Source organism: Salmonella sp. SAL04157, from assembly GCF_046551635.1.
GTDB lineage: Bacteria > Pseudomonadota > Gammaproteobacteria > Enterobacterales > Enterobacteriaceae > Salmonella > Salmonella enterica.
On sequence record NZ_JBGDVS010000013.1, the window covers coordinates 69,820 to 93,873 of the forward strand.

19 protein-coding genes are annotated in these 24,054 nt (G+C 56.1%); 17 read left to right on the top strand and 2 right to left on the bottom strand.

Annotation, left to right across the window (positions count from 1 at the left end; translation table 11 throughout):
- Nucleotide 1: 1 nt before the first annotated feature.
- The 4 genes from fdx (at nucleotide 2) to sseB (ending at nucleotide 2,772) form a co-directional block, all read left to right on the top strand.
- Complete coding sequence (fdx, locus tag ACLJRE_RS20795; RefSeq protein WP_001124466.1) at nucleotides 2–337, top strand: ISC system 2Fe-2S type ferredoxin; 336 nt, start codon at nucleotides 2–4, stop codon at nucleotides 335–337.
- Between the two features lie 11 nt (nucleotides 338–348).
- Nucleotides 349–549, top strand: a complete 201-nt coding sequence (gene iscX, locus ACLJRE_RS20800; protein ID WP_000523621.1) for a Fe-S cluster assembly protein IscX — start codon at nucleotides 349–351, stop codon at nucleotides 547–549.
- Between the two features lie 53 nt (nucleotides 550–602).
- Nucleotides 603–1,886 (top strand): aminopeptidase PepB, encoded by a 1,284-nt coding sequence (pepB, locus tag ACLJRE_RS20805; RefSeq protein ID WP_000133547.1) that lies wholly within the window; start codon nucleotides 603–605, stop codon nucleotides 1,884–1,886.
- A 109-nt stretch (nucleotides 1,887–1,995) separates the two neighbouring features.
- Nucleotides 1,996–2,772 (top strand): enhanced serine sensitivity protein SseB, encoded by a 777-nt coding sequence (gene sseB, locus ACLJRE_RS20810; RefSeq protein ID WP_001522413.1) that lies wholly within the window; start codon nucleotides 1,996–1,998, stop codon nucleotides 2,770–2,772.
- A gap of 36 nt (nucleotides 2,773–2,808) precedes the next feature.
- Here sseB and timP read toward each other — a convergent pair whose 3' ends face one another.
- Together timP and sseA are read right to left on the bottom strand one after the other, a co-directional pair.
- Complete coding sequence (gene timP, locus ACLJRE_RS20815; RefSeq protein ID WP_242617172.1) at nucleotides 2,809–2,925, bottom strand: small toxic inner membrane protein TimP; 117 nt, start codon at nucleotides 2,923–2,925, stop codon at nucleotides 2,809–2,811.
- A 415-nt stretch (nucleotides 2,926–3,340) separates the two neighbouring features.
- The gene (gene sseA / locus ACLJRE_RS20820) at nucleotides 3,341–4,183 is read right to left on the bottom strand and encodes a 3-mercaptopyruvate sulfurtransferase (RefSeq protein ID WP_000205242.1); all 843 of its coding nucleotides are present in this window, start codon (nucleotides 4,181–4,183) and stop codon (nucleotides 3,341–3,343) included.
- Between the two features lie 208 nt (nucleotides 4,184–4,391).
- Between sseA and ACLJRE_RS20825 the strand changes: the two genes are divergently transcribed.
- From ACLJRE_RS20825 to bamB, 13 genes are all read left to right on the top strand, one after another.
- On the top strand, nucleotides 4,392–9,326 hold the full coding sequence (locus ACLJRE_RS20825) for an alpha-2-macroglobulin family protein (protein WP_023212366.1): 4,935 nt from the start codon (nucleotides 4,392–4,394) through the stop codon (nucleotides 9,324–9,326).
- On the top strand, nucleotides 9,327–11,642 hold the full coding sequence (pbpC, locus tag ACLJRE_RS20830; protein WP_023212367.1) for a peptidoglycan glycosyltransferase PbpC: 2,316 nt from the start codon (nucleotides 9,327–9,329) through the stop codon (nucleotides 11,640–11,642).
- A 154-nt stretch (nucleotides 11,643–11,796) separates the two neighbouring features.
- Nucleotides 11,797–14,175: a DMSO/selenate family reductase complex A subunit gene (locus tag ACLJRE_RS20835; RefSeq protein WP_023212368.1), complete on the top strand. Its 2,379-nt coding sequence runs from the start codon at nucleotides 11,797–11,799 to the stop codon at nucleotides 14,173–14,175.
- Nucleotides 14,172–14,801 carry a DMSO/selenate family reductase complex B subunit gene (locus ACLJRE_RS20840; RefSeq protein ID WP_023212369.1) on the top strand — a complete coding sequence of 210 codons (630 nt, stop codon included), beginning with the start codon at nucleotides 14,172–14,174 and terminating at the stop codon, nucleotides 14,799–14,801. The genes ACLJRE_RS20835 and ACLJRE_RS20840 overlap by 4 nt, the downstream gene beginning before the upstream one ends.
- Nucleotides 14,794–15,603 carry a dimethyl sulfoxide reductase anchor subunit family protein gene (locus tag ACLJRE_RS20845; RefSeq protein WP_000544895.1) on the top strand — a complete coding sequence of 270 codons (810 nt, stop codon included), beginning with the start codon at nucleotides 14,794–14,796 and terminating at the stop codon, nucleotides 15,601–15,603. Before ACLJRE_RS20840 ends, ACLJRE_RS20845 begins: the two co-directional genes overlap by 8 nt.
- A complete protein-coding gene (locus ACLJRE_RS20850; protein WP_023212370.1) occupies nucleotides 15,603–16,466 on the top strand; it encodes a 4Fe-4S dicluster domain-containing protein in 864 nt (287 codons plus the stop codon). The genes ACLJRE_RS20845 and ACLJRE_RS20850 overlap by 1 nt, the downstream gene beginning before the upstream one ends.
- Nucleotides 16,467–16,586: 120 nt before the next feature.
- Complete coding sequence (gene ndk / locus ACLJRE_RS20855) at nucleotides 16,587–17,018, top strand: nucleoside-diphosphate kinase (protein WP_000963846.1); 432 nt, start codon at nucleotides 16,587–16,589, stop codon at nucleotides 17,016–17,018.
- Between the two features lie 205 nt (nucleotides 17,019–17,223).
- Nucleotides 17,224–18,390 carry a bifunctional tRNA (adenosine(37)-C2)-methyltransferase TrmG/ribosomal RNA large subunit methyltransferase RlmN gene (locus ACLJRE_RS20860; RefSeq protein WP_000003206.1) on the top strand — a complete coding sequence of 389 codons (1,167 nt, stop codon included), beginning with the start codon at nucleotides 17,224–17,226 and terminating at the stop codon, nucleotides 18,388–18,390.
- A 292-nt stretch (nucleotides 18,391–18,682) separates the two neighbouring features.
- Nucleotides 18,683–19,681, top strand: a complete 999-nt coding sequence (rodZ, locus tag ACLJRE_RS20865) for a cytoskeleton protein RodZ (RefSeq protein WP_023212371.1) — start codon at nucleotides 18,683–18,685, stop codon at nucleotides 19,679–19,681.
- Between the two features lie 26 nt (nucleotides 19,682–19,707).
- Nucleotides 19,708–20,826, top strand: a complete 1,119-nt coding sequence (gene ispG, locus ACLJRE_RS20870) for a flavodoxin-dependent (E)-4-hydroxy-3-methylbut-2-enyl-diphosphate synthase (protein WP_000551832.1) — start codon at nucleotides 19,708–19,710, stop codon at nucleotides 20,824–20,826.
- A 110-nt stretch (nucleotides 20,827–20,936) separates the two neighbouring features.
- A complete protein-coding gene (hisS, locus tag ACLJRE_RS20875) occupies nucleotides 20,937–22,211 on the top strand; it encodes a histidine--tRNA ligase (protein WP_001107139.1) in 1,275 nt (424 codons plus the stop codon).
- 13 nt (nucleotides 22,212–22,224) lie between these two features.
- Nucleotides 22,225–22,845 (top strand): YfgM family protein, encoded by a 621-nt coding sequence (locus tag ACLJRE_RS20880; protein ID WP_000409190.1) that lies wholly within the window; start codon nucleotides 22,225–22,227, stop codon nucleotides 22,843–22,845.
- A gap of 10 nt (nucleotides 22,846–22,855) precedes the next feature.
- On the top strand, nucleotides 22,856–24,034 hold the full coding sequence (gene bamB, locus ACLJRE_RS20885) for an outer membrane protein assembly factor BamB (protein WP_001177071.1): 1,179 nt from the start codon (nucleotides 22,856–22,858) through the stop codon (nucleotides 24,032–24,034).
- The last annotated feature ends 20 nt before the right edge of the window (nucleotides 24,035–24,054 follow it).

Below are 24,054 nucleotides of genomic sequence, written 5' to 3' on the forward strand. Positions count from 1 at the left end.
CATGCCGAAGATTGTTATTCTGCCTCATCAGGATCTTTGTCCGGATGGCGCAGTTCTGGAAGCTGAGACCGGTGAAACCATTCTTGACGTTGCGCTGCGCAACGGCATCGAGATTGAACACGCCTGTGAGAAATCGTGCGCCTGCACCACCTGTCACTGTATTGTACGTGAAGGCTTCGACTCCTTGCCGGAAAGTTCGGAAGAAGAAGACGATATGCTGGATAAAGCGTGGGGGCTGGAGCCGGAAAGTCGACTGAGCTGCCAGGCCCGCGTTACCGACGACGATCTGGTTATCGAAATTCCACGTTACACAATCAACCATGCGCGTGAGCATTAACAGAGGGTAGTATGGGACTCAAGTGGACCGATAGCCGCGAGATCGGCGAAGCGTTATACGACGCATATCCTGATGTCGATCCTAAAACCGTTCGTTTCACCGATCTGCATCAGTGGATCTGCGAACTGGACGATTTTGACGACGACCCTAACGCATCCAATGAAAAAATTCTGGAGGCGATTCTGCTAGTCTGGTTGGATGAAGCAGAGTAAGTCAAATAACGGGCTGCCCTACGGCGGCCCGTTTGCTAATAAGGAAAATAACAATGACAGAAGCCATGAAAATTACGCTTTCCACGCAGCCTGCCGATGCGCGCTGGGGCGATAAAGCCACTTACAGTATTAATAACGACGGTATTACCTTGCATCTTAACGGTAAAGACGATCTGGGGTTGATCCAGCGTGCGGCGCGTAAAATCGACGGCCTGGGAATAAAACAGGTCGCGCTGACAGGCGAAGGATGGGATACCGAGCGTTGTTGGGCATTCTGGGCGGGTTACAAAGGACCAAAAGGCGTCCGTACCGTAATGTGGCCGGATTTAGACGATGCCCAACGTCAGGAGCTGGATAACCGCCTGACTATTATTGACTGGGTGCGCGACACCATTAATGCTCCGGCGGAAGAGCTTGGGCCGGGGCAACTGGCGCAGCGCTCGGTGGATCTGCTGTGTAGCGTCGCGTGCGATAGCGTCACTTACCGTATCACCAAAGGCGAAGATCTGCGCGAGCAGAACTATATGGGGTTGCATACCGTAGGCCGTGGTTCTGAGCGTCCGCCGGTGCTGCTGGCGTTGGATTACAACCCGACGGGAGACAAAGATGCGCCGGTTTATGCCTGCCTGGTCGGTAAAGGTATTACCTTTGACTCCGGCGGCTACAGTATCAAACAAAGCGCTTTTATGGACTCAATGAAATCCGATATGGGCGGCGCGGCGACAGTAACAGGCGCGCTGGCGTTCGCCATTACCCGTGGGCTGAATAAACGCGTAAAACTGTTCCTGTGCTGCGCCGATAATCTGATCAGCGGCAATGCGTTTAAACTGGGCGACATTATTCGCTACCGTAATGGTAAGAATGTCGAAGTCATGAATACCGATGCGGAAGGGCGACTGGTGCTGGCGGATGGCCTGATTGACGCCAGCGCACAACACCCGCAGCTAATCATTGATATGGCGACGTTAACCGGCGCGGCGAAAACGGCGCTGGGTAACGACTACCATGCGCTATTCAGTTTTGACGATACGCTGGCGGGGCGCTTGCTGACCAGCGCGGCGCAAGAGAATGAACCGTTCTGGCGTCTGCCGCTGGCAGAGTTCCACCGTAACCAACTGCCGTCTAACTTTGCGGAACTGAACAACACCGGCAGCGCGGCGTATCCCGCTGGGGCAAGCACCGCCGCGGGTTTTCTGTCGCACTTTGTTGAAAATTACCGCGAAGGCTGGCTGCACATTGACTGTTCCGCCACTTATCGCAAAGCGCCGGTTGAGCAGTGGGCTGCCGGGGCAACCGGTCTGGGTGTGCGCACCATCGCGAATTTGCTGACCGCCTGAACGGTGTTTTTGTAGGCCGGGTAAGCGAAGCGCCACCCGGCATTTTGCCTGATGGCGACGCCGTGCGTCTTATCAGGCCTACAACCCATATACATAATTTGTGATTCCTATGTCCGAAACTAAAAATGAATTAGAAATCTTGCTGGAGAAAGCGGCGACTGAGCCCGCGCATCGTCCGGCATTTTTCCGTACCTTACTGGAGTCCACCGTCTGGGTGCCGGGCAGCGCTGCCGAAGGCGAGGCGATTGTGGAAGACAGCGCTCTGGATTTGCAGCACTGGGAAAAAGAAGACGGCACGACCGTCATTCCCTTCTTTACTTCTCTGGAGGCGCTGCAGCAGGCCGTGGAAGACGAACAGGCATTTGTGGTGATGCCGGCGCGCACGCTGTTTGAAATGACGCTTGGCGAAACGTTATTCCTCAACGCTAAATTGCCGACCGGCAAAGAGTTTATGCCGCGTGAAATCAGCCTGCTTCTCGCTGAGGAAGGCAGTCCGTTAAGTACGCAGGAAGTGCTGGAAGGCGGCGAGTCGCTTATTTTATCCGAAGTGGCCGAGCCGCCGTCGCAGATGATTGATTCCCTCACTACGCTGTTTAAAACCATCAAACCGGTGAAACGCGCATTTCTCTGCGCGATTAAAGAACATGCGGACGCCCAACCTAATCTGCTGATTGGCATTGAGGCTGACGGCGATATTGAAGAGATCATTCACGCAGCGGGCAATGTGGCGACCGACACGTTACCGGGTGACGAACCGATCGATATTTGTCAGGTGAGGAAGGGCGAGCAGGGTATCAGCCACTTTATCACCGAGCATATCGCACCGTTCTACGAGCGCCGCTGGGGCGGGTTCCTGCGCGATTTTAAACAGAATCGCATCATCTGAAGAAAAGAAAGCCGCCCAACAGGGCGGCCTCCTGGCTTACCTGCTCTGGACGTTGAGCGTTACGGGAACAGAATTACCTGGGTAGCTTCTGTCTGCGTGAAGACACAACGTGCCAGAAACAAGAAGCACGACACAAAAGCATCGTACCTTCATGTTGCGGTCCTTGCGAAGACCGCATCACGGCAGTACCGCTGGCGATAATGCCGTGATAGCAGGCACTACGGTGTGCCTGCGCTTACGGCCATGGGTTATCCTCTCCTGAAGCCAGCGCCCGTTTGCGAGACGGCGGAAAGGGCCGGGAAAGATAATACCTCAAATGTTGAATAGTTTCCCGGTAAATTATATTGACATTTGCTCCCTTAAAAGGGAGTATTAATCCCCTACGGTGTGCCTGCGTTGCTATGGCAACAAAGCCTGCTGGAAAGGCCGCGAACCGGACCAGCACAAAAAAACCGCTCAATTGAGCGGTTTTTTTGTGGCCTGCTTAAACAGAATTTATGTAGATTCGTTTTACATCAGCCTGAACGGTAGGCCGGATAAGCGTGAGCGCCATCCGGCATGGCAGATATTAAGTGGGTTCAACCGGTAAATCGGTACGCGCGCCCCATTCGCTCCACGCGCCGTCGTAAAGCGTGACGTCAGGCACATCCAGCGTGGCGAGCGCCAGCACCACGACCGCGGCCGTTACGCCGGAGCCGCAACTGGCGATAATCGGTCTGTCGAAACTCACGCCGTGGCTGAAAAAAACCTCATTCAGTTCGTCAGTGGTCTTTAATTCGCCCTCATACACCAGTTCCGTCCACGGGACATTTAGCGCGCCAGGAATGTGTCCGCGCCTCAGTCCCGGACGCGGTTCATCAGCCTGAGCGTTAAAACGCGCCGCCGGACGCGCGTCAACGATTTGCGCGGTTTTTTCATGACTTGCCAGCAATACGTCGGTGAGACGCACCACGGCTTGCGGCGCGAATTTCGCCTCAAACTCGCCTCCTTCATGCGCTTCTTCGCCTTCGCGCAATAGCCATTCGTCACGCTGCCAGCCCGCCAGTCCGCCCGCCAGAATGGACACTTTCTCGGCACCGAACGTGCGTAGCATCCACCATGCCCGCGGAGCGGAGAACAGATTGCCTTCATCGTATATGACCAGGTGTTTATCCTGGCGAACACCCAGTTCACGCATGGCCACCGCAAACGCTTCCGGGCGCGGCATCATATGCGGCAGCGGCGATGCGCGATCGGAAAGAGCTTCAATATCAAAAAACAGCGCGCCGGGAATATGTCCGGCGCGATATTCGCCCGCCATATCACGATGTTCCTGTCCTGGCGGCGCCATACGGGCGTCAAGAATCTGTATTTCCGGATCATCAATATGTTCGGCAAGCCAGTCGGCGGCGACAAAAAAGGCGGTGGTCATGGGCATCTCCATTGTTACCTGATTATGATCAAATTGTCGGACGTTTCCCGAAAAGGGACAAGTAGAAGAGGCTGTTTTGGCTGGCGAAACCACATTTCTGCGTAAAATTTTCGCATCATCACAGTAATACGGACTTACACAATAAAATTTCTCGCGCATAATATCTCATCAACCGTTGCTGACAGGCCGTTAAGGCCAGGGATGAAAGATGAAACATTTACGCGTGGTGGCCTGCATGATCATGCTGGCGCTGGCGGGATGCGATAACAACGATAAAACCGCCCCGACGACTAAAAGCGAAGCGCCAGCCGTAGCGCAGCCTTCGCCCGCGCAAGACCCGGCACAGCTACAAAAGCTGGCGCAGCAAAGCCAGGGCAAAGCGCTCACGCTATTAGACGCCTCCGAAGCGCAGCTCGACGGCGCGGCGACGCTGGTGCTGACGTTTTCAATTCCTTTAGATCCTGAACAGGATTTCTCCCGTGTGGTTCACGTGGTTGATAAGAAAAGCGGCAGCGTTGACGGCGCATGGGAGCTGGCGCCAAATTTAAAAGAGCTAAGGTTACGTCATCTGGAACCTGAACGCGTGCTGGTGGTCACGGTTGATCCCGCCGTTAAAGCGCTGAATAACGCCACCTTCGGCAAGTCTTATGAAAAAACGATTACCACGCGTGATGTCCAGCCCAGCGTCGGCTTTGCCAGCCGGGGATCGCTGCTACCGGGGAAAATCGCGGAAGGACTGCCGGTCATGGCGCTTAACGTCAACCACGTTGATGTGAACTTTTTCCGCGTTAAGCCCGGATCGCTGGCGTCATTTGTCAGCCAGTGGGAGTACCGTAGTTCTCTCTCTAACTGGGAGTCCGACAATCTGCTGAAAATGGCGGATCTGGTTTATACCGGTCGTTTTGATCTTAATCCGGCGCGCAATACGCGTGAGAAACTGCAGCTGCCATTAAGCGATATTAAGCCGCTGCAACAGGCGGGCGTATATGTGGCGGTAATGAATCAGGCTGGACACTACAACTATAGTAATGCCGCTACGTTGTTTACCCTTAGCGATATCGGCGTGTCCGCGCACCGTTACCATAATCGGCTGGATATCTTTACGCAAAGCCTGGAAAACGGCGCGGCGCAGTCGGGAATTGAGATTGTTCTTCTGAATGATAAAGGGCAGACGCTGGCGCAGGCGACGAGCGACGCGCAGGGACATGTGCAACTGGAAGCTGATAAAGCGGCGGCGCTATTACTGGCGCGTAAAGAGGAGCAGACCACGCTGCTCGATCTCACGCTTCCGGCTCTGGATCTGTCGGAATTTAATGTCGCTGGCGCGCCCGGCTACAGCAAGCAGTTTTTTATGTTCGGCCCGCGCGATCTCTACCGCCCGGGCGAAACGGTTATCCTCAACGGATTACTGCGCGATAGCGACGGTAAAACGCTGCCCGATCAACCCGTTAAGCTGGAAGTGGTAAAACCAGACGGACAGGTGATGAGTACCATCGTCAGCCAGCCGGAAAACGGGCTATACCGTTTGAATTATCCGCTGGATATCAACGCGCCGACCGGCTTGTGGCATGTCCGCGCCAACACCGGCGATAATTTGCTGCGGAGTTGGGATTTCCATGTGGAAGACTTTATGCCGGAGCGGATGGCGCTCAACCTGACGGCGCAAAAAACACCGCTGGCACCTGCGGATGAGGTGAAATTCTCCGTTGTCGGCTATTACTTGTATGGCGCGCCTGCTATCGGCAATACCCTGCAAGGGCAACTTTTCCTGCGTCCGCTGCGCGACGCTGTCGCGGCGTTGCCTGGTTTCCAGTTCGGCAATATTGCCGAAGAGAATCTTTCGCGCAGCCTGGACGAAGTTCAGCTTACGTTGGATAAAGGCGGGCGTGGTGAAGTGAGTGCTGCCAGCCAGTGGCAAGAAGCGCATTCGCCGCTGCAGGTGATTCTACAGGCCAGCCTGCTGGAGTCTGGCGGTCGTCCGGTCACTCGTCGCGTAGAGCAGGCGATTTGGCCTGCCGATACGTTACCGGGAATTCGTCCACAGTTCGCCGCCAAAGCGGTATACGACTACCGTACGGATACCACCGTTAATCAACCGATTGTCGACGAAGACAGCAACGCCGCATTCGATATTGTTTACGCCAACGCGCAGGGCGAGAAAAAAGCGGTGTCTGGTTTACAGGTGCGGCTCATCCGCGAGCGTCGCGACTATTACTGGAACTGGTCGGAAAGCGAAGGCTGGCAGTCGCAGTTTGATCAAAAAGATCTGGTGGAGGGCGAGCAGACGCTGGATCTGAACGCGGATGAAACCGGAAAAGTCAGCTTCCCGGTGGAATGGGGCGCGTACCGTCTGGAGGTCAAAGCGCCGAATGAGACGGTCAGCAGCGTTCGTTTCTGGGCCGGCTATAGCTGGCAGGATAACAGCGACGGTAGCGGCGCGGCGCGTCCGGATCGCGTCACCCTCAAACTGGATAAAGCGAATTATCGTCCAGGCGATACCATGAAATTGCATATCGCCGCGCCGGTCGCCGGTAAAGGTTATGCCATGGTGGAGTCCAGCGATGGTCCGCTGTGGTGGCAGGCAATCGATGTGCCGGCACAAGGTCTGGAGCTCACGATTCCGGTGGATAAAACCTGGAATCGCCACGATCTCTATCTCAGTACGCTGGTGGTGCGTCCCGGCGATAAATCTCGTTCCGCGACGCCAAAACGCGCCGTGGGGTTACTACACCTACCGCTGGGGGATGAAAACCGCCGCCTCGATTTGGCGCTGGAAAGCCCGGCTAAAATGCGCCCGAATCAGCCGCTCACCGTCAGGGTGAAAGCCAGCGTTAAACACGGCGAAATGCCAAAACAGATCAACGTGCTGGTCTCCGCGGTCGATAGCGGCGTATTGAACATCACCGATTACGCGACGCCGGACCCGTGGCAGGCGTTCTTCGGTCAAAAACGCTACGGTGCGGATATCTACGATATTTACGGCCAGGTCATTGAAGGGCAGGGGCGGCTGGCGGCGTTGCGTTTTGGCGGCGATGGCGACGACCTTAAGCGCGGCGGAAAACCGCCGGTAAACCATGTCAATATCATCGCGCAGCAGGCGCAGCCGATCACGCTCAATGAGCAGGGCGAAGGGGTCGTAACGCTGCCGATTGGCGACTTTAACGGCGAACTGCGGGTTATGGCGCAGGCATGGACAGCGGACGATTTTGGTCGCGGCGAAAGCAAAGTCGTTGTCGCCGCGCCAGTGATTGCCGAGCTGAATATGCCGCGTTTTCTGGCGGGAGGGGATGTTTCGCGACTGGTGCTGGACGTCACCAATCTGACCGACCGTCCGCAGACGCTGAATATTGCGCTCGCCGCCAGTGGGTTACTGGAACTGCTTAGCCAGCAGCCGCAACCGGTCAACCTGGCGCCGGGCGTGCGCACCACCTTATTCGTTCCGGTACGCGCGCTGGAAGGTTTGGGCGAAGGCGAAATCCAGGCGACCATTAGCGGTCTGAATCTGCCGGGAGAAACCCTCGGCGCGCAGCATAAGCAGTGGCAAATCGGCGTGCGTCCGGCCTGGCCTGCCCAAACGGTAAATAGCGGCATTGCGCTGGCGCCGGGAGAGAGCTGGCATGTACCAGAGCAGCATCTGGCAAACGTCTCGCCAGCCACGTTACAGGGACAACTGCTGTTAAGCGGAAAACCGCCGCTCAATCTGGCGCGCTACATTCGCGAGCTGAAAGCATATCCGTACGGGTGCCTGGAACAAACCACCAGCGGGTTATTCCCGGCGCTGTATACCAATGCCGCTCAATTGCAGTCGCTCGGTATTACCGGCGATAGCGATGAAAAACGGCGCGCCGCAGTGGATATCGGCATCTCACGGGTACTACAGATGCAGCGTGATAACGGCGGTTTTGCGCTATGGGATGAAAATGGGGCGGAAGAGCCCTGGCTAACGGCCTACGCGATGGATTTCCTCATTCGCGCGGGCGAGCAGGGATATAGCGTCCCGCCGGAAGCCATTAACCGGGGCAATGAGCGACTGCTGCGTTATCTGCAGGATCCCGGCACGATGCTGATTCGTTATAGCGATAATACCCAGGCCAGTACTTTTGCCGCTCAGGCTTACGCCGCGCTGGTACTGGCGCGTCAGCAGAAAGCGCCGCTCGGCGCGCTGCGCGAAATCTGGGAGCGCCGTAGTCAGGCGGTTTCAGGACTGCCGCTGATGCAATTGGGCATCGCGTTAAACACGATGGGTGATGCCAGACGCGGCGAAGAGGCCATTACGCTGGCTCTGAATACGCCGCGTCAGGACGAACGGCAATGGATAGCGGATTACGGCAGTTCTCTGCGCGATAACGCTCTGATGTTGTCGCTACTGGAAGAGAACAACCTCAGACCGGACGCGCAAAATGCGCTATTAAGCTCGCTTTCTGAGCAGGCCTTCGGTCAGCGATGGCTCTCTACCCAGGAGAACAATGCCTTGTTCCTCGCCGCGCATTCGCGACAGGCCAGCGCGGGCGCCTGGCAGGCGCAGACCTCGTTAGAGGCGCAGCCGCTGTCGGGCGACAAGGCGCTGACCCGTAATCTGGATGCTGACCAGCTGGCCGCCCTTGAGGTGACGAACACCGGTAGCCAGCCGCTATGGTTGCGTCTGGATAGCAGCGGTTATCCCTCATCTGCGCCTGAGCCTGCCAGCAACGTTTTGCAGATTGAACGACAAATACTGGGGACCGATGGTCAGCGCAAATCGCTGTCCTCGTTGCGTAGCGGCGAACTGGTGCTGGTCTGGTTAACGGTAGTGGCCGATCGCAATGTGCCGGATGCGCTGGTGGTGGACCTGCTCCCGGCCGGACTGGAGCTGGAAAACCAGAATCTGGCTGACAGCAGCGCCAGCCTGCCGGAGAGCGGTAGCGAAGTGCAAAATCTGCTTAATCAGATGCAGCAGGCGGATATTCAGTATATGGAATTCCGCGATGATCGGTTTGTGGCTGCCGTCGTTGTCAATGAGGGCCAGCCCGTGACGCTGGTCTACCTGGCGCGCGCGGTAACGCCGGGGACGTACCAGCTTGCGCAACCGCAGGTGGAATCGATGTACGCGCCTCAGTGGCGGGCAACCGGCGCGAGCGAGGGGCTGCTGATTGTGACGCCTTAAATGAACGGTTGGCGTGGTAAACGTGGCCGCTGGCTGTGGCTGGCGGGCGCGCCGCTTTTTATTTTCCTGGCGTTATGGGCGGCGGATAAACTCTGGCCGCTGCCGCTCAATGAGGTCCATCCTGCGCGGGTCGTGGTAGCCCATGACGGTACGCCGCTGTGGCGCTTTGCCGACGCCGGGGGGATCTGGCGTTATCCGGTGACGATTGAAGAGGTCTCTCCCCGCTACCTGGAGGCCTTAATCAATTACGAAGATCGCTGGTTCTGGCGGCACCCTGGCGTTAACCCTTTCTCCGTCGCGCGCGCGGCATGGCAGGATCTTACCGCCGGGCGCGTTATTTCCGGCGGCAGTACGCTGACTATGCAGGTGGCGAGACTGCTGGACCCACATTCGCGCACGTTCGGCGGTAAAATCCGCCAGCTTTGGCGCGCCCTCCAGCTTGAATGGCATTTGTCCAAGCGCGATATCCTGACGCTGTACCTGAACCGCGCGCCGTTCGGCGGCACGCTACAGGGTATTGGCGCTGCAAGCTGGGCCTACTTCGGCAAGCCGCCCGCGCGCCTGAGTTACGCTGACGCGGCGCTGCTGGCCGTATTGCCGCAGGCGCCGAGCCGGTTACGCCCCGACCGCTGGCCTGCGAGAGCCGAAGCGGCACGAAATAAAGTGCTGGATCGGATGGCGGCGCAGGGCGTCTGGCCTGCCGAAACGGTACGCGAGTCGCGTGAAGAGCCGGTCTGGCTGGCGCCGCGTCAAATGCCGCAACTGGCGCCGCTTTTTGCCCGAATGATGTTGAGTAAAAGCCAGAACGACAAAATTGTGACCACGCTGGACGCCGGGTTGCAGCGGCAACTGGAAGATCTGGCGCGGGCATGGAAAGGGCGGCTGCCGGCACGCAGTTCGTTGGCGATGATAGTCGTCGATCATACCGATATGAGCGTGCGCGGCTGGGTAGGATCGGTAGACCTTAATGACGACAGCCGTTTTGGTCATGTCGACATGGTAACGGCGATCCGATCGCCGGGATCGGTACTCAAACCCTTTGTGTACGGTCTGGCGCTGGATGACGGCTTGATCCATCCCGCATCATTATTACAGGACGTTCCGCGCCGCACCGGAGATTACCGCCCGGGAAACTTCGACAGCGGATTTCACGGCCCGGTCAGCATGAGCGACGCGCTGGTACGCTCGCTGAATCTGCCAGCCGTTCAGGTGCTTGAAGCCTATGGGCCGAAACGATTTGCGGCAAAACTGCGTAACGTCGGCCTGCCGCTATATTTGCCTGCTGGCGCGGCGCCCAATCTTTCGCTGATTCTGGGCGGCGCGGGCGCGCGGCTTGACGAGATGGCGGCGGCATACAGCGCGTTCGCTCGTCATGGGAAAGCGGCGAAACTACGGTTACAGCCGGACGATCCGCTGTCGGAAAGACCATTAATGTCGCCGGGAGCGGCGTGGATCATTCGACGGATTATGGCGGATGAAGCGCAACCCTTGCCGGATAACGTGCTGCCACGCATTGTGCCGTTGGCGTGGAAAACCGGCACCAGCTACGGCTATCGCGATGCGTGGGCTATTGGCGTTAACGCGCGCTATATCATCGGTATCTGGACAGGCAGGCCCGACGGCACGCCTGTGGTGGGGCAATTTGGTTTTGCCAGCGCGGTGCCATTGCTTAACCAGGTCAATAATCTGTTACTGGCGCATACGGGACGCCTGCCGGAAGATCCGCGTCCGCAGACGGTAAGCCGCGGCGTCATTTGCTGGCCGGGCGGACAGACTCTGCCTGCCGGAGACAGCAACTGTCGCCGCCGACTGGCGACATGGCTGCTTGATGACAGCCAGCCGCCCACGCTGCTGTTACCTGAGCAGGAAGACATCAACGGTATTCGTTTCCCGGTCTGGCTGGATGATACGGGGCGGCGTGTCGCTGCCGACTGTCCGCAGGCGCGTGCGCATACGTTTATCGTCTGGCCGCGGCCGCTGGAGCCGTGGCTGCCGCCTGCGGAAAGACGTAGCGCCCGCTTGCCCGCGGCGTCCGCTCACTGTCCGCCGCTACAGGGCAATGATGCCGCGCCGTTAATGCTGTCAGGAGTGAGGGATGGCGCGGTGATCAGGCAATTGCCAGGCCAGGAAAACGTCACGCTGCCCGTCTCGACTACCGGCGGTAAAGGGCGTCGCTGGTGGTTTTTAAATGGCGAGCCTGTTAATGGCGAAAATAATCGTCTTTCTTTATTACTCAATATCGCTGGACGTTATCAACTTGTCGTAATGGATGAGTCCGGTCAGGTTGCAGCGGTTAATTTTGAATTAATACGTTAACAACTCTTCAGAATAAATTATGAATTTCATTTAATTTAAAGTTAATGAGAATTATTAATTTTCCGGAATTACCCTTAATGAGGGAGCTTGATAAATATCAAGAGATCTAACACTTAAAAACGTGAGAATGGGTTTTTATTTGACGAGTCGGATCATGAAAAATATAAAAAGCCAGGGAAATGGCGAACAGCCCGCTATTTCTCGCCGCCATTTTATCCAGGCCAGCTCCGCGCTTATTGCGTTACCGTTTGTCTCCTCGCCAGCTACCGCTCAGGCGCGCGCTGTGACGGCAACTGAAAACAGGCCTGCGGAAAAAGTCGTCCAGACATGCAGCACTTTTGACTGCGGGGGCAAATGCGATATTCGGGCGCATGTCAGTGAAGGTATCGTGACGCGAATTTCAACGCGACCGGATAATGCGCTGGATGCGCAAATGCCGGTGATGCGTGCCTGTGTTCGTGGACGCGCATACCGTAAATTTGTTTATCATCCTGACAGACTTAAATATCCCATGAAGCGCGTAGGAAAACGCGGTGAAGGAAAATTCGAGCGAATTTCCTGGGATGAAGCGACAACCTTAATCGCCGATAATTTAAAATCGATTACTGAAAAATATGGCCCGGCTTCGCGCTATGTTCATGTTGGCACTGCCGTTTCCGGCGGCACCTTTTCCGGCGATAAAATGGCGCGTCGCCTGCTGAATCTGACCGGCGGCTATCTCGAAAGCTACCATTCTGTGAGTATGGGCAACACGGCGGCCGCGACGCCTTATACTTACGGCATTGCCGCCAGCGGCAGTTCGCTGGATACGCTTTTGGAGACCAAACTGGTGATTCTGTGGGGCCATAACCCGACGGAGACCATTTTTGGTCATACCAACTATTTCTTGCAGAAGATGAAGCAGAACGGTACGCGGTTTATCGTGGTCGATCCGCGCTATTCCGACACCGTTTCGTCGCTGGCGGATCAGTGGATCCCGCTACTGCCCACCACCGACAATGCGCTGATGGACGCGATGATGTACGTCATCATCAGCGAGAATCTGCACGATCGTGCATTTATTGCGCGCTACGCTATCGGTTTTGACGAAGACTCAATGCCGGAAGGCGTACCGGCTAACGAATCGCTGGTGGCGTATCTGACCGGCGCCAAAGACGGTGTCGTTAAGTCCCCCGAGTGGGCGGAAAAGATCACCCATGTGCCGGCGCAAACCATTCGCCAGTTAGCGCGTGATTACGCGAATACCAAACCCGCCGCGTTGATTCAGGGGTGGGGACCACAGCGCCACAACTGCGGCGAGCGCACCGCGCGCGGCTCGACCCTACTGGCGACCATTACCGGTAATGTCGGCATCAAAGGCGGTTGGGCTGCGGGTTACGGCGGCTGCGCTAACCGTAAATTTGCCGCGGGTCCGGAGATGCCGGATAACCCGGTAAAAGCCAAAATTTCGGTGATGAACTGGGTACAGGCCGCAGACGACGCCAGCAAAGTGACGCCGGATATGGGGCTGAAAGATGCCGATAAGCTGGACAGTAACATCCGTATTCTGTTCTCGCTGGCCGGGAACTATCTGGCGAATCAGAACCCCGATCTGCACCAGGCGGTACGCGTACTGGAGGATGAATCAAAGATCCAGTTTATTGTCGCCAGCGATCTGTTTATGACGCCGAGCGCGAAATACGCTGATCTACTGCTGCCGGAAACCAGCTTTATGGAACGCTGGAACATCGGTGAAACCTGGGGCACGGCAAGCTACCTGATACTCTCTGAAAAATTGATCGAGCCTGAATTTGAGCGGCGCTCCGACTACGACTGGCTACGTGAGGTGGCGGCGAAATTAGGCATTGAGAATGAATTTAGCCAGGGGCGCGATGAGAAAGCGTGGATTGAACACATCTGGGAACAGACGCGCCTGGCGATGCCGGACGAAAATCTGCCGGATTTCGCCACGCTGCAAAAGACCCGTCAGCATCTGTTCAAAAGCGCGCCATTTGTCGCCTTTGAAGACAATATTCGCGATCCGGACAATCATCCGTTCCCGACGCCGTCAGGGAAAATAGAGATCTTCTCGAAGCGCCTGTACGACATGCAGCATCCGGAAATCCCGGCGTTGTCGCACTACGTTCCCGCGCATGAAGGCCCGGAAGATACGCTGGCGAAAGATTTTCCGCTCCAGTTAATTACGTGGAAAGGAAAAAACCGCGCCAACTCAACGCAATACGCTAATCCGTGGCTGATTGAAGTGCAGCAGCAGACATTGTGGATCAACCCGCAGGATGCGCAAAAGCGCGGCATTACGCATGGCGACATGGTGCGCATTCATAACTCACGCGGGATTTGCGAAATCCCGGCGGAAGTGACGCCGCGCATTATTCCCGGCGTTGTTGCGATGCAGGCCGGCGCCTGGTGGCAGCCGGATGAGAACGGTATTGATAAAGGCGGCTGTGCGAACGTCCTCAGCTCGGCCCGTATTACCGCGCTGGCGAAGGGAAATTCACATCAAACCATGCTGGTGGAGGTGGCTAAAGCATGAGTCAGTTTACACATTACCCGCCGGTGAGCGATAAACAACTGGGATTTTTTATCGACTCCTCACGCTGCTCCGGTTGTAAAGCCTGCCAGGTGGCCTGCAAAGACAAAAACAATCTGGAAGTAGGCCGTCGTTTCCGCCGCGTCTATGAAGTCAAGGGCGGAAGTTTCATCCCGACCGGGCAGGGCGGGGTCAGCAATAACGTATTTGCTTATACGCTTTCCATTTCCTGCAACCACTGTGCGGACCCTGTCTGCACCAAAAATTGCCCGACTACCGCTATGCATAAACGCCCGGGCGACGGCATCGTGCGCGTTGATACCGACAAATGCGTCGGCTGTGGCTATTGCGCCTGGTCCTGCCCTTACGGCGCGCCGCAGCTTAACGAGCAGACCGGCCAAATGTCCAAGTGCGACATGTGCGTTGATTTACTGGCGAAAGGTGAACTGCCCGTCTGTGTCGCGACCTGTCCGCTGGAGGCCATCAAGTTTGGCCCGATTGATGAACTGCGCGCGAAGTACGGTAGCGTATGCGACGTTTACGGGCTGCCAGATTCATCCATAACCAAACCTAATCTGGTTGTCAAAGCGCATCAGGGCGCAGAAAAAGAGGGTAAACGCCATGCATGAATTACCGCTGCTGATTTTTACGCTCTGTTTGCAAGGGTCTGTGGGTGTGACAGTGTGGCTGGCGTTGGGCCGCCAGTACGCCGTAGAGGGACGCGTGCCTGCACGCGGCGCGCTTCCCGCGATGGCGGGGGCGTTTGTACTGGCCTGCGTGGGGCTGCTTGCTTCAGCGCTGCACATGGGCTATCCCCTGAATGCGCTAAATGCGTTACGTCATGTCGCCAGTTCGTGGCTGAGTCGCGAAATCGTCTTTGCCAGCCTTTATCTGGCGGCGCTGGGACTGGGGGTTGTGCTGCTGTTTTTCCGAAAGCCAGGCTGGCAGCCGCTGCTGGCGCTGGCGGCAGCGTTCGGGCTGGTGGATGTATTCTGCATGGCGCAGGTTTATATCCATGCCTCGGTGGCGACCTGGCAGCATAGCAACACGCTGGCGCTGTTTTTTGGCACGTCAGGCATTATCGGTTCGGTAGTCATTGCGCTGGCTTATCTGCGCAACGCTGGCGCCGCAATGCGCTGCGCTGTGGTGGTGGTCGCACTGATGGTGCTGATTCGCCTGATTATGCAGCCGCTATGGCTGGCGGATATTAATGCGGTGGATACGACGGTCGTCACTTTCCCGCATCATCCGCTACAGGCGCTGGCGCAGTTGCGTGACGTCTATCTTCTCGGCTGGTGTGTCTCAGCGGCGGGAATGCTCTGCTTTGCCGCAGGCGGTCTGCGAAACGCCAGAGGGACGCTGGTGGCGGGCAGCGTATTGCTGCTTATCGGCGAGATTATGCTGCGCTACGTCTTCTTTAGTATTGGCTGATGGTTAACCTGACGATCGATCCGGCGGTAGACGTGACGCAGGCCTGCGTCCGTCGTCGCTTTCGTTTTTCTTCCTGCCGCGCTTGCGCCGATGTTTGTCCGGCGCAGGCGTTTTCGCTGGCGCAGGGGCAGGTCAGCATAGATACGACGCGCTGCATAGCCTGTGGCGACTGTCTGTTTGTCTGTCCTGTTGACGCCATTACCGGTATCAAACCGGTTAAACGCTTTGTGCAGGGGGATACGTTGGTGGGGCCGTTTTCGCTACAGGCGCCAACGGTCGATGAACTGCTTCTCTGGCACAGCCAGTACGGTATTCGCTTTATTGATATTGCGGTGGAGCGATCGGCGCAGTGGCTGATGGCGCTGGCGGGGCTAAATTTAGTGCTGCGCCGCTATGGCGAGCCGGGCTGGTCTTTCAAACACGTTGTCGGCGCGGAGATTAACGCCTCGCGGCGCACTCTGTTTCATGTTCCGCGCGACGCCATTACCCCGTGCGCCGTCGAGCCGGGGAAACGGCGTCTCAGACAGGCGTTTTCCGCGTTCAGCGAATGCGTACCCGAAATCAGTCCGCAAGAGTGCAGGATGTGCGGCGCCTGCTGGCGAAGCTGCCCGGAAAACGTTATCCAGTTTGACGACAATACCCTGACGATAGCGGCGGCGCGTTGTACGGGATGCGGCGGCTGTGCGGCGGTATGTCCGCATCAGGCGCTGCGGCTGCGGTTTGACGTGGAACCCGCCTCAACGCGGCATAGTGCGGCGTATACGCTCACCTGCGAAAGCTGCAAACGTACTTTCCATGCTCTCACGCCTGAACACACGCACTGCGTGCTGTGTCAGTCCCATGAGTTTGCTGTGCGCCTTTAACTTTTGTTGCTAATGCTCATTTTATTTTAAAAAAATGTTACCTGCATCCATAGGCAATTGATGGGATGCTCTTTATAATCCGCGCCTGACATAACAACAGAACATATTTCAGAGGTAAACATGGCTATTGAACGGACTTTTTCCATCATTAAACCCAACGCGGTGGCAAAAAACGTTATTGGCAGCATCTTTGCGCGCTTTGAAGCTGCAGGGTTCAAAATTGTTGGCACTAAAATGCTGCACCTGACCGTTGAGCAGGCGCGCGGCTTCTATGCTGAGCACGACGGCAAGCCGTTCTTTGACGGTCTGGTGGAGTTCATGACCTCTGGCCCTATCGTGGTATCCGTGCTGGAAAGTGAAAATGCGGTACAGCGTCACCGCGATCTGCTTGGCGCCACCAATCCGGCGAACGCGTTGGCGGGTACGCTGCGCGCCGACTACGCTGATAGCTTAACTGAAAACGGCACCCATGGTTCGGATTCGCTGGAATCCGCGCAGCGCGAAATCGCCTTTTTCTTCGGTGAAGGCGAAGTGTGCCCGCGCACCCGTTAATCTCCTTCGTCTTTCACGCTGTAAATGCGTTGGCGATAAATTATCGGTTCAAATATTATTTTTGCTAATGCCGCGTGCAGACGTGGCATCCTTACGCCAGAATTTGTACAATGCAGCGCCCCCGGACGAGCAGTAAGCTTACCGGGGCGTTTCTTTTTCAACCCTCCAGGGGCCATAACGTGTAATAACGAGGCCGGAATAGCATATGTCTGAACAAATTGTCACACCTGAAAGCAGTACCCCGGTAGTTCTTAACAACGAAACGAAAATCAACCTGCTGGATCTCAACCGTCAGCAGATGCGCGAGTTTTTTAAAAACTTAGGTGAAAAGCCTTTCCGCGCCGATCAGGTGATGAAATGGATGTATCACTATTGCTGCGATAATTTTGATGAGATGACCGACATCAACAAAGTGTTGCGCGGCAAATTAAAAGAGGTCGCGGAAATCCGCGCGCCGGAGGTCGTTGAAGAGCAGCGTTCCTCAGACGGCACCATTAAGTGGGCGATTGCTGTCGGCGATCAGCGCGTTGAAACGGTCTACATCCCGGAGGATGACCGCGCTACGCTGTGTGTCTCTTCACAGGTAGGATGCGCGCTGGAGTGCAAATTTTGTTCAACTGCGCAGCAGGGCTTTAACCGCAACCTGCGCGTATCGGAAATTATCGGTCAGGTCTGGCGTGCGGCGAAAATCGTCGGCGCGGCCAAAGTCACCGGCCAGCGTCCGATCACCAACGTGGTCATGATGGGGATGGGCGAGCCATTGCTTAACCTGACCAATGTCGTACCGGCGATGGAAATTATGCTCGATGACTTTGGTTTCGGCCTGTCCAAACGTCGTGTCACGCTCTCAACGTCCGGCGTGGTGCCTGCGCTGGATAAACTGGGCGATATGATAGATGTCGCGCTGGCTATCTCCTTACATGCGCCGAATGACACTATTCGCGACGAAATCGTCCCGATCAACAAAAAATACAATATCGAAACGTTCCTGGGCGCGGTTCGCCGCTATCTGGAGAAATCCAACGCCAATCAGGGGCGCGTGACGATTGAATACGTAATGCTTGACCACGTCAACGACGGCACTGAACACGCGCATCAACTGGCGGAGCTATTAAAAGAGACGCCTTGTAAGATTAATCTGATTCCGTGGAACCCGTTCCCTGGCGCGCCGTATGGCCGCAGCTCTAACAGCCGTATCGATCGCTTTTCTAAGGTTTTGATGAGTTATGGTTTCACAACCATCGTACGCAAGACGCGTGGCGATGACATTGATGCGGCGTGCGGACAGTTGGCAGGCGATGTGATTGACCGTACTAAACGTACCCTGCGTAAGCGTATGCAGGGAGAGGTGATTGACATCAAGGCTATTTGATAGCAGTTGCGCCACGGTGCATTCATTATACCGTGGCGCAATGTCAGTTGAATAATGTCTGGCGTTGTACTTGTCTGGTCAATAATAACGGTGCGTTTTTGTCGACTTTAAGGCAGTATGTAACGGTGCAACAAGAGTTTAGCCTTGTGTCTTACGCGGTTTTGTCATCTGCGGCCTGACAGGCTTATACTGTCTGACTAAGGTTAACTAACCTGATGTTTCGCGGTGTGGGCGGGCATTACGGCTCGTCGGCGCCTGAATCCTAATTTACACGTACCTGTAGCTGTAGCGAATGAATACTGAAGCCACGCACGACCAAAATGAAGCACAAACCACCGGCGTTCGTCTGCGCAATGCCCGTGAACAACTCGGACTCAGCCAGCAGGCTGTCGCTGAGCGACTTTGCCTGAAGGTTTCTACGGTACGCGATATTGAAGAAGATAAGGCGCCGTCCGATCTTGCTTCAACCTTCCTGCGCGGATATATCCGCTCATATGCGCGTCTGGTGCATGTTCCAGAAGAGGAACTGCTGCCGGGGCTGGAAAAACAGGCCCCGCTGCGCGCCGCCAAAGTCGCTCCGATGCAGAGTTTCTCATTAGGAAAGCGTCGCAAAAAACGCGACGGCTGGTTAATGTCTTTTACCTGGCTGGTACTGTTTGTGGTCGTAGGGCTGACCGGCGCCTGGTGGTGGCAGAACCATAAGGCGCAGCAGGAAGAGATCACGACAATGGCCGATCAAAGCACGGCTGAACTGAACGCAGATAAAGACAGCGGCCAAAGCGTACCGCTGGACACCCGTGACGCGACAAGTCAGGATACGACGCCAGCGCAAACGGCTCCGGCTCCTGCGACGCCGGTTGATTCGACAGCGGCGACGCAAACGCCAGCGCCAACGGCAACGCAAAATACGGTAGTCGCGCCTTCGCAGGCGAATGTCGATACGGCTGCGACATCTGCCGCGCCAGCGGCAACGGAAACGCCGTCCGCGCTGCCGACCAGTCAGGCTGGCGTAGCGGCGCCTGCTGCCGATCCGAACGCGCTGGTGATGAATTTTACCGCTGACTGCTGGCTCGAAGTCACTGACGCCACGGGTAAGAAGCTGTTTAGCGGTATGCAGCGTAAAGATGGTAATTTAAACCTAACAGGTCAGGCGCCTTATAAACTTAAAATTGGCGCGCCGGCCGCGGTGCAGATCCAGTATCAAGGAAAACCTGTCGATCTGAGCCGCTTTATCAGAACTAATCAGGTTGCGCGTCTGACCCTTAATGCCGAACCGATACCGGCGCAGTAACAGACGGGTAACGCGGGAGATTTTTCATGCATAACCAGGCTCCGATTCAACGTAGAAAATCGACACGTATTTACGTTGGTAATGTGCCGATTGGCGATGGCGCCCCCATCACCGTCCAGTCGATGACTAACACGCGTACCACTGACGTGGAAGCGACGGTTAATCAGATCAAAGCGCTGGAACGCGTTGGCGCAGATATTGTTCGTGTTTCTGTACCGACCATGGACGCCGCCGAAGCATTCAAGCTTATCAAACAGCAGGTTAACGTCCCGCTGGTTGCCGATATTCACTTCGACTACCGCATTGCGCTGAAAGTAGCGGAATACGGCGTTGACTGTTTGCGTATCAACCCCGGCAATATCGGTAACGAAGAACGCATTCGCATGGTGGTGGACTGCGCGCGCGACAAAAACATCCCTATTCGTATCGGCGTAAATGCCGGATCGCTGGAAAAAGATCTGCAGGAAAAATACGGTGAGCCGACGCCGCAGGCGCTGCTGGAATCAGCCATGCGCCATGTCGATCATCTCGATCGTCTCAACTTTGATCAGTTCAAAGTGAGCGTAAAAGCGTCCGATGTATTCCTTGCCGTTGAGTCTTATCGTTTGTTAGCCAAGCAGATCGATCAGCCGCTGCATCTGGGGATCACCGAAGCGGGCGGCGCGCGTAGCGGGGCAGTCAAGTCGGCGATCGGTTTAGGTCTGCTGTTATCGGAAGGCATCGGCGACACGCTGCGCGTATCGTTGGCGGCCGACCCGGTGGAAGAGATCAAAGTCGGTTTCGATATTTTGAAGTCGCTGCGCATTCGCGCGCGCGGCATCAATTTCATCGCCTGCCCGACCTGTTCTCGCCAGGAGTTCGACGTTATCGGCACGGTGAACGCGCTGGAGCAGCGTCTGGAAGATATCATCACCCCGATGGACGTCTCGATCATCGGTTGCGTAGTGAACGGGCCGGGCGAAGCGCTGGTATCGACGCTGGGCGTGACGGGCGGCAATAAGAAAAGCGGCCTGTATGAAGACGGCGTGCGTAAGGACAGACTCGATAACGACGATATGATCGCGCAGCTTGAATCCCGTATTCGCGCGAAAGCAAGTCAACTTGATGAAGCGCGTCGGATTGACGTGCTGCAGGTTGAAAAATAAGAACGTGATGGGAAGCGGCGCGCTTCCCGTGTATGATTGAACCCGCATGGCTCCCGGTTCGTTCGGGGAAGCGCTGAGGGTTCATTTTTATATTCAGAAAGAGAATAAACGTGGCAAAAAACATTCAAGCCATTCGCGGCATGAACGATTATCTGCCTGGCGAAACCGCCATCTGGCAGCGCATTGAAGGCACACTCAAAAACGTGCTCGGCAGCTACGGTTACAGTGAAATCCGCTTGCCGATTGTAGAGCAGACCCCGTTATTCAAACGTGCGATCGGTGAAGTTACTGACGTAGTTGAAAAAGAGATGTACACCTTTGAGGATCGCAACGGCGATAGCCTGACATTGCGCCCTGAAGGTACGGCGGGCTGTGTACGCGCCGGCATCGAACATGGTCTCCTGTACAATCAGGAACAGCGTTTGTGGTATATCGGTCCGATGTTCCGTCATGAGCGTCCGCAAAAAGGCCGCTACCGTCAGTTCCATCAGCTAGGCGCCGAAGTCTTCGGCTTACAAGGCCCGGATATTGACGCGGAGCTGATTATGCTGACCGCACGCTGGTGGCGCGCGCTGGGCATCGCTGACCACGTTAGCCTGGAGCTGAACTCTATTGGTTCATTAGAGGCGCGTGCGAACTATCGCGATGCGCTGGTCGCGTTCCTCGAACAGCATCAAGAGACGCTGGACGAAGACTGCAAACGCCGTATGTATACCAATCCGCTGCGCGTGCTGGATTCAAAAAATCCGGACGTGCAGGCGCTGCTCAACGACGCGCCCGCTCTCGGCGACTATCTCGATGACGATTCACGCGAGCACTTTGCCGGCCTGTGTAAATTGCTGGACGCGGCGGGGATTGCCTACACCGTCAACCAGCGTCTGGTACGCGGTCTGGACTACTACAACCGCACCGTATTTGAATGGGTAACAAACAGTCTGGGGTCACAAGGCACCGTCTGTGCGGGTGGTCGTTATGACGGTCTGGTGGAACAACTGGGCGGTCGCGCTACCCCGGCAGTGGGCTTTGCGATGGGCCTGGAACGACTTGTTTTGTTAGTTCAGGCAGTTAATCCGGAATTTATTGCCTCTCCTGTTGTCGATATATACCTGGTAGCTGCCGGCGCACAAACGCAGTCTGCGGCAATGACGCTGGCGGAGCGGCTGCGCGATGAAATGCCAGGCGTGAAGCTAATGACAAACCACGGCGGCGGCAACTTTAAGAAACAGTTTGCCCGCGCCGATAAGTGGGGCGCCCGTATTGCACTGGTTCTTGGCGAATCTGAAGTCGCCGATGGAACTGTTGTAGTGAAGGATTTGCGCTCCGGTGAGCAAACGGCAGTGGCGCAGGACAGCGTCGCCGCGCATTTGCGCACTTTATTGGGCTAAGGAGAAGGACAGCGTGGAAATTTACGAGAACGAACACGACCAGGTGGATGCGATTAAACGCTTCTTTGCCGAAAACGGCAAAGCGCTGGCTGTCGGAGTGATTTTAGGGGTTGGCGCGCTGGTTGGCTGGCGTTACTGGAGCAGCCATCAGACGGAGTCCGCGCGTGCTGCTTCTCTGGCGTATCAAAATGCGGTGACGGCGGTAAGCGCCGATAAGCCGGATAGCATTCCGGCCGCTGAAAAATTCGCGGCTGAGAATAAAAATACCTATGGTGCGCTGGCGTCTATGGAACTGGCGCAGCAGTTTGTGGATAAGAATGAACTTAAAAAAGCCGAAGCCCAGTTGCAGCAGGGGTTGGCGGCCACCAGCGATGAAAATCTCAAAGCGGTGATTAATCTGCGTCTCGCTCGCGTTCAGTTACAGCTTAAGCAAGCTGATGCCGCGCTGAAAACTCTGGATGCCGTTAAAGGCGAAGGATGGACGGCCATTGTCGCGGATTTGCGCGGCGAAGCGTTGCTGAGTAAGGGTGATAAAAAAGGCGCGCGCAGCGCATGGGAAGCTGGCGTCAATAGCGATGCTTCTCCGGCGTTGAGCGAAATGATGCAGATGAAAATCAATAATTTGTCCATCTGAGAGGGACCCGATGCAATTGCGTAAATTACTTCTGCCAGGGTTGCTTTCCGTTACCCTGCTCAGCGGCTGTTCACTGTTTAGCGGCGAAGAAGATGTCGTCAAGATGTCTCCATTACCGCAAGTTGAAAACCAGTTTACCCCGACCACTGTCTGGAGTACCTCTGTCGGTAACGGAATTGGCGAATTTTATTCTAACCTTCATCCGGTAATGGCAGATAACGTGGTCTATGCAGCCGATCGCGCGGGCGTGGTAAAAGCGCTCAATGCGGATGATGGCAAAGAGATCTGGTCTGTGAATCTGGGCGAGAAAGACGGCTGGTTCTCTCGTTCGTCCGCGCTGTTGTCCGGCGGCGTCACGGTCGCGGGCGGTCACGTCTATATCGGCAGTGAAAAGGCCGAGGTTTATGCGCTGAATACCAGCGACGGTACCACAGCATGGCAGACGAAGGTCGCAGGAGAAGCGTTGTCTCGCCCGGTTGTCAGTGATGGAATCGTCCTTATCCATACCAGCAACGGTCAGTTGCAGGCGCTAAATCAGGCGGATGGCGCCATTAAATGGACGGTGAACCTGGATATGCCTTCGCTGTCGCTGCGCGGCGAATCTGCGCCGGCAACCGCGTTCGGCGCGGCTATCGTTGGTGGTGATAATGGCCGCGTCAGCGCCGTGTTGATGCAACAAGGGCAGATGATTTGGCAACAGCGTATCTCCCAGGCCACTGGCCCAACGGAAATTGACCGTCTGAGCGACGTTGATACCACGCCGGTTGTGGTAAACGGCGTCGTTTACGCGTTGGCGTATAATGGTAACTTAACGGCGCTGGATCTGCGCAGTGGTCAGATTATGTGGAAACGCGAGCTGGGTTCGGTCAATGACTTTATCGTCGACGGCGACCGTATCTACCTGGTCGATCAGAACGATCGCGTGCTGGCGCTGACCACTGACGGCGGCGTAACGCTGTGGACGCAAAGCGATCTGCTGCACCGTTTGCTGACCTCCCCGGTACTGTATAATGGTGATTTAGTCGTCGGCGATAGCGAAGGTTATCTGCACTGGATTGATGTTGATGACGGGCGTTTTGTGGCCCAACAAAAAGTAGACAGTTCCGGTTTTCTGACCGAACCGACGGTGGCGGATGGTAAACTGCTCATCCAGGCCAAAGACGGTACGGTCTACGCGATTACGCGTTAATCGTCACGGTTGTGCGTTTT

What these genes read in the sequence shown, in the direction of transcription:
- ACLJRE_RS20835 (WP_023212368.1), top strand. Translation starts at nt 11,797, where the DNA reads ATGAAAAATATAAAAAGCCAGGGAAATGGCGAACAGCCCGCTATTTCT.
- timP (WP_242617172.1), bottom strand. Translation starts at nt 2,925, where the DNA reads ATGAAGGTACGATGCTTTTGTGTCGTGCTTCTTGTTTCTGGCACGTTG.
- ndk (WP_000963846.1), top strand. Translation starts at nt 16,587, where the DNA reads ATGGCTATTGAACGGACTTTTTCCATCATTAAACCCAACGCGGTGGCA.
- ACLJRE_RS20850 (WP_023212370.1), top strand. Translation starts at nt 15,603, where the DNA reads ATGGTTAACCTGACGATCGATCCGGCGGTAGACGTGACGCAGGCCTGC.
- ispG (WP_000551832.1), top strand. Translation starts at nt 19,708, where the DNA reads ATGCATAACCAGGCTCCGATTCAACGTAGAAAATCGACACGTATTTAC.
- ACLJRE_RS20825 (WP_023212366.1), top strand. Translation starts at nt 4,392, where the DNA reads ATGAAACATTTACGCGTGGTGGCCTGCATGATCATGCTGGCGCTGGCG.
- ACLJRE_RS20845 (WP_000544895.1), top strand. Translation starts at nt 14,794, where the DNA reads ATGCATGAATTACCGCTGCTGATTTTTACGCTCTGTTTGCAAGGGTCT.
- rodZ (WP_023212371.1), top strand. Translation starts at nt 18,683, where the DNA reads ATGAATACTGAAGCCACGCACGACCAAAATGAAGCACAAACCACCGGC.
- iscX (WP_000523621.1), top strand. Translation starts at nt 349, where the DNA reads ATGGGACTCAAGTGGACCGATAGCCGCGAGATCGGCGAAGCGTTATAC.
- sseB (WP_001522413.1), top strand. Translation starts at nt 1,996, where the DNA reads ATGTCCGAAACTAAAAATGAATTAGAAATCTTGCTGGAGAAAGCGGCG.
- bamB (WP_001177071.1), top strand. Translation starts at nt 22,856, where the DNA reads ATGCAATTGCGTAAATTACTTCTGCCAGGGTTGCTTTCCGTTACCCTG.
- pepB (WP_000133547.1), top strand. Translation starts at nt 603, where the DNA reads ATGACAGAAGCCATGAAAATTACGCTTTCCACGCAGCCTGCCGATGCG.
- pbpC (WP_023212367.1), top strand. Translation starts at nt 9,327, where the DNA reads ATGAACGGTTGGCGTGGTAAACGTGGCCGCTGGCTGTGGCTGGCGGGC.
- fdx (WP_001124466.1), top strand. Translation starts at nt 2, where the DNA reads ATGCCGAAGATTGTTATTCTGCCTCATCAGGATCTTTGTCCGGATGGC.
- sseA (WP_000205242.1), bottom strand. Translation starts at nt 4,183, where the DNA reads ATGACCACCGCCTTTTTTGTCGCCGCCGACTGGCTTGCCGAACATATT.
- ACLJRE_RS20840 (WP_023212369.1), top strand. Translation starts at nt 14,172, where the DNA reads ATGAGTCAGTTTACACATTACCCGCCGGTGAGCGATAAACAACTGGGA.
- ACLJRE_RS20860 (WP_000003206.1), top strand. Translation starts at nt 17,224, where the DNA reads ATGTCTGAACAAATTGTCACACCTGAAAGCAGTACCCCGGTAGTTCTT.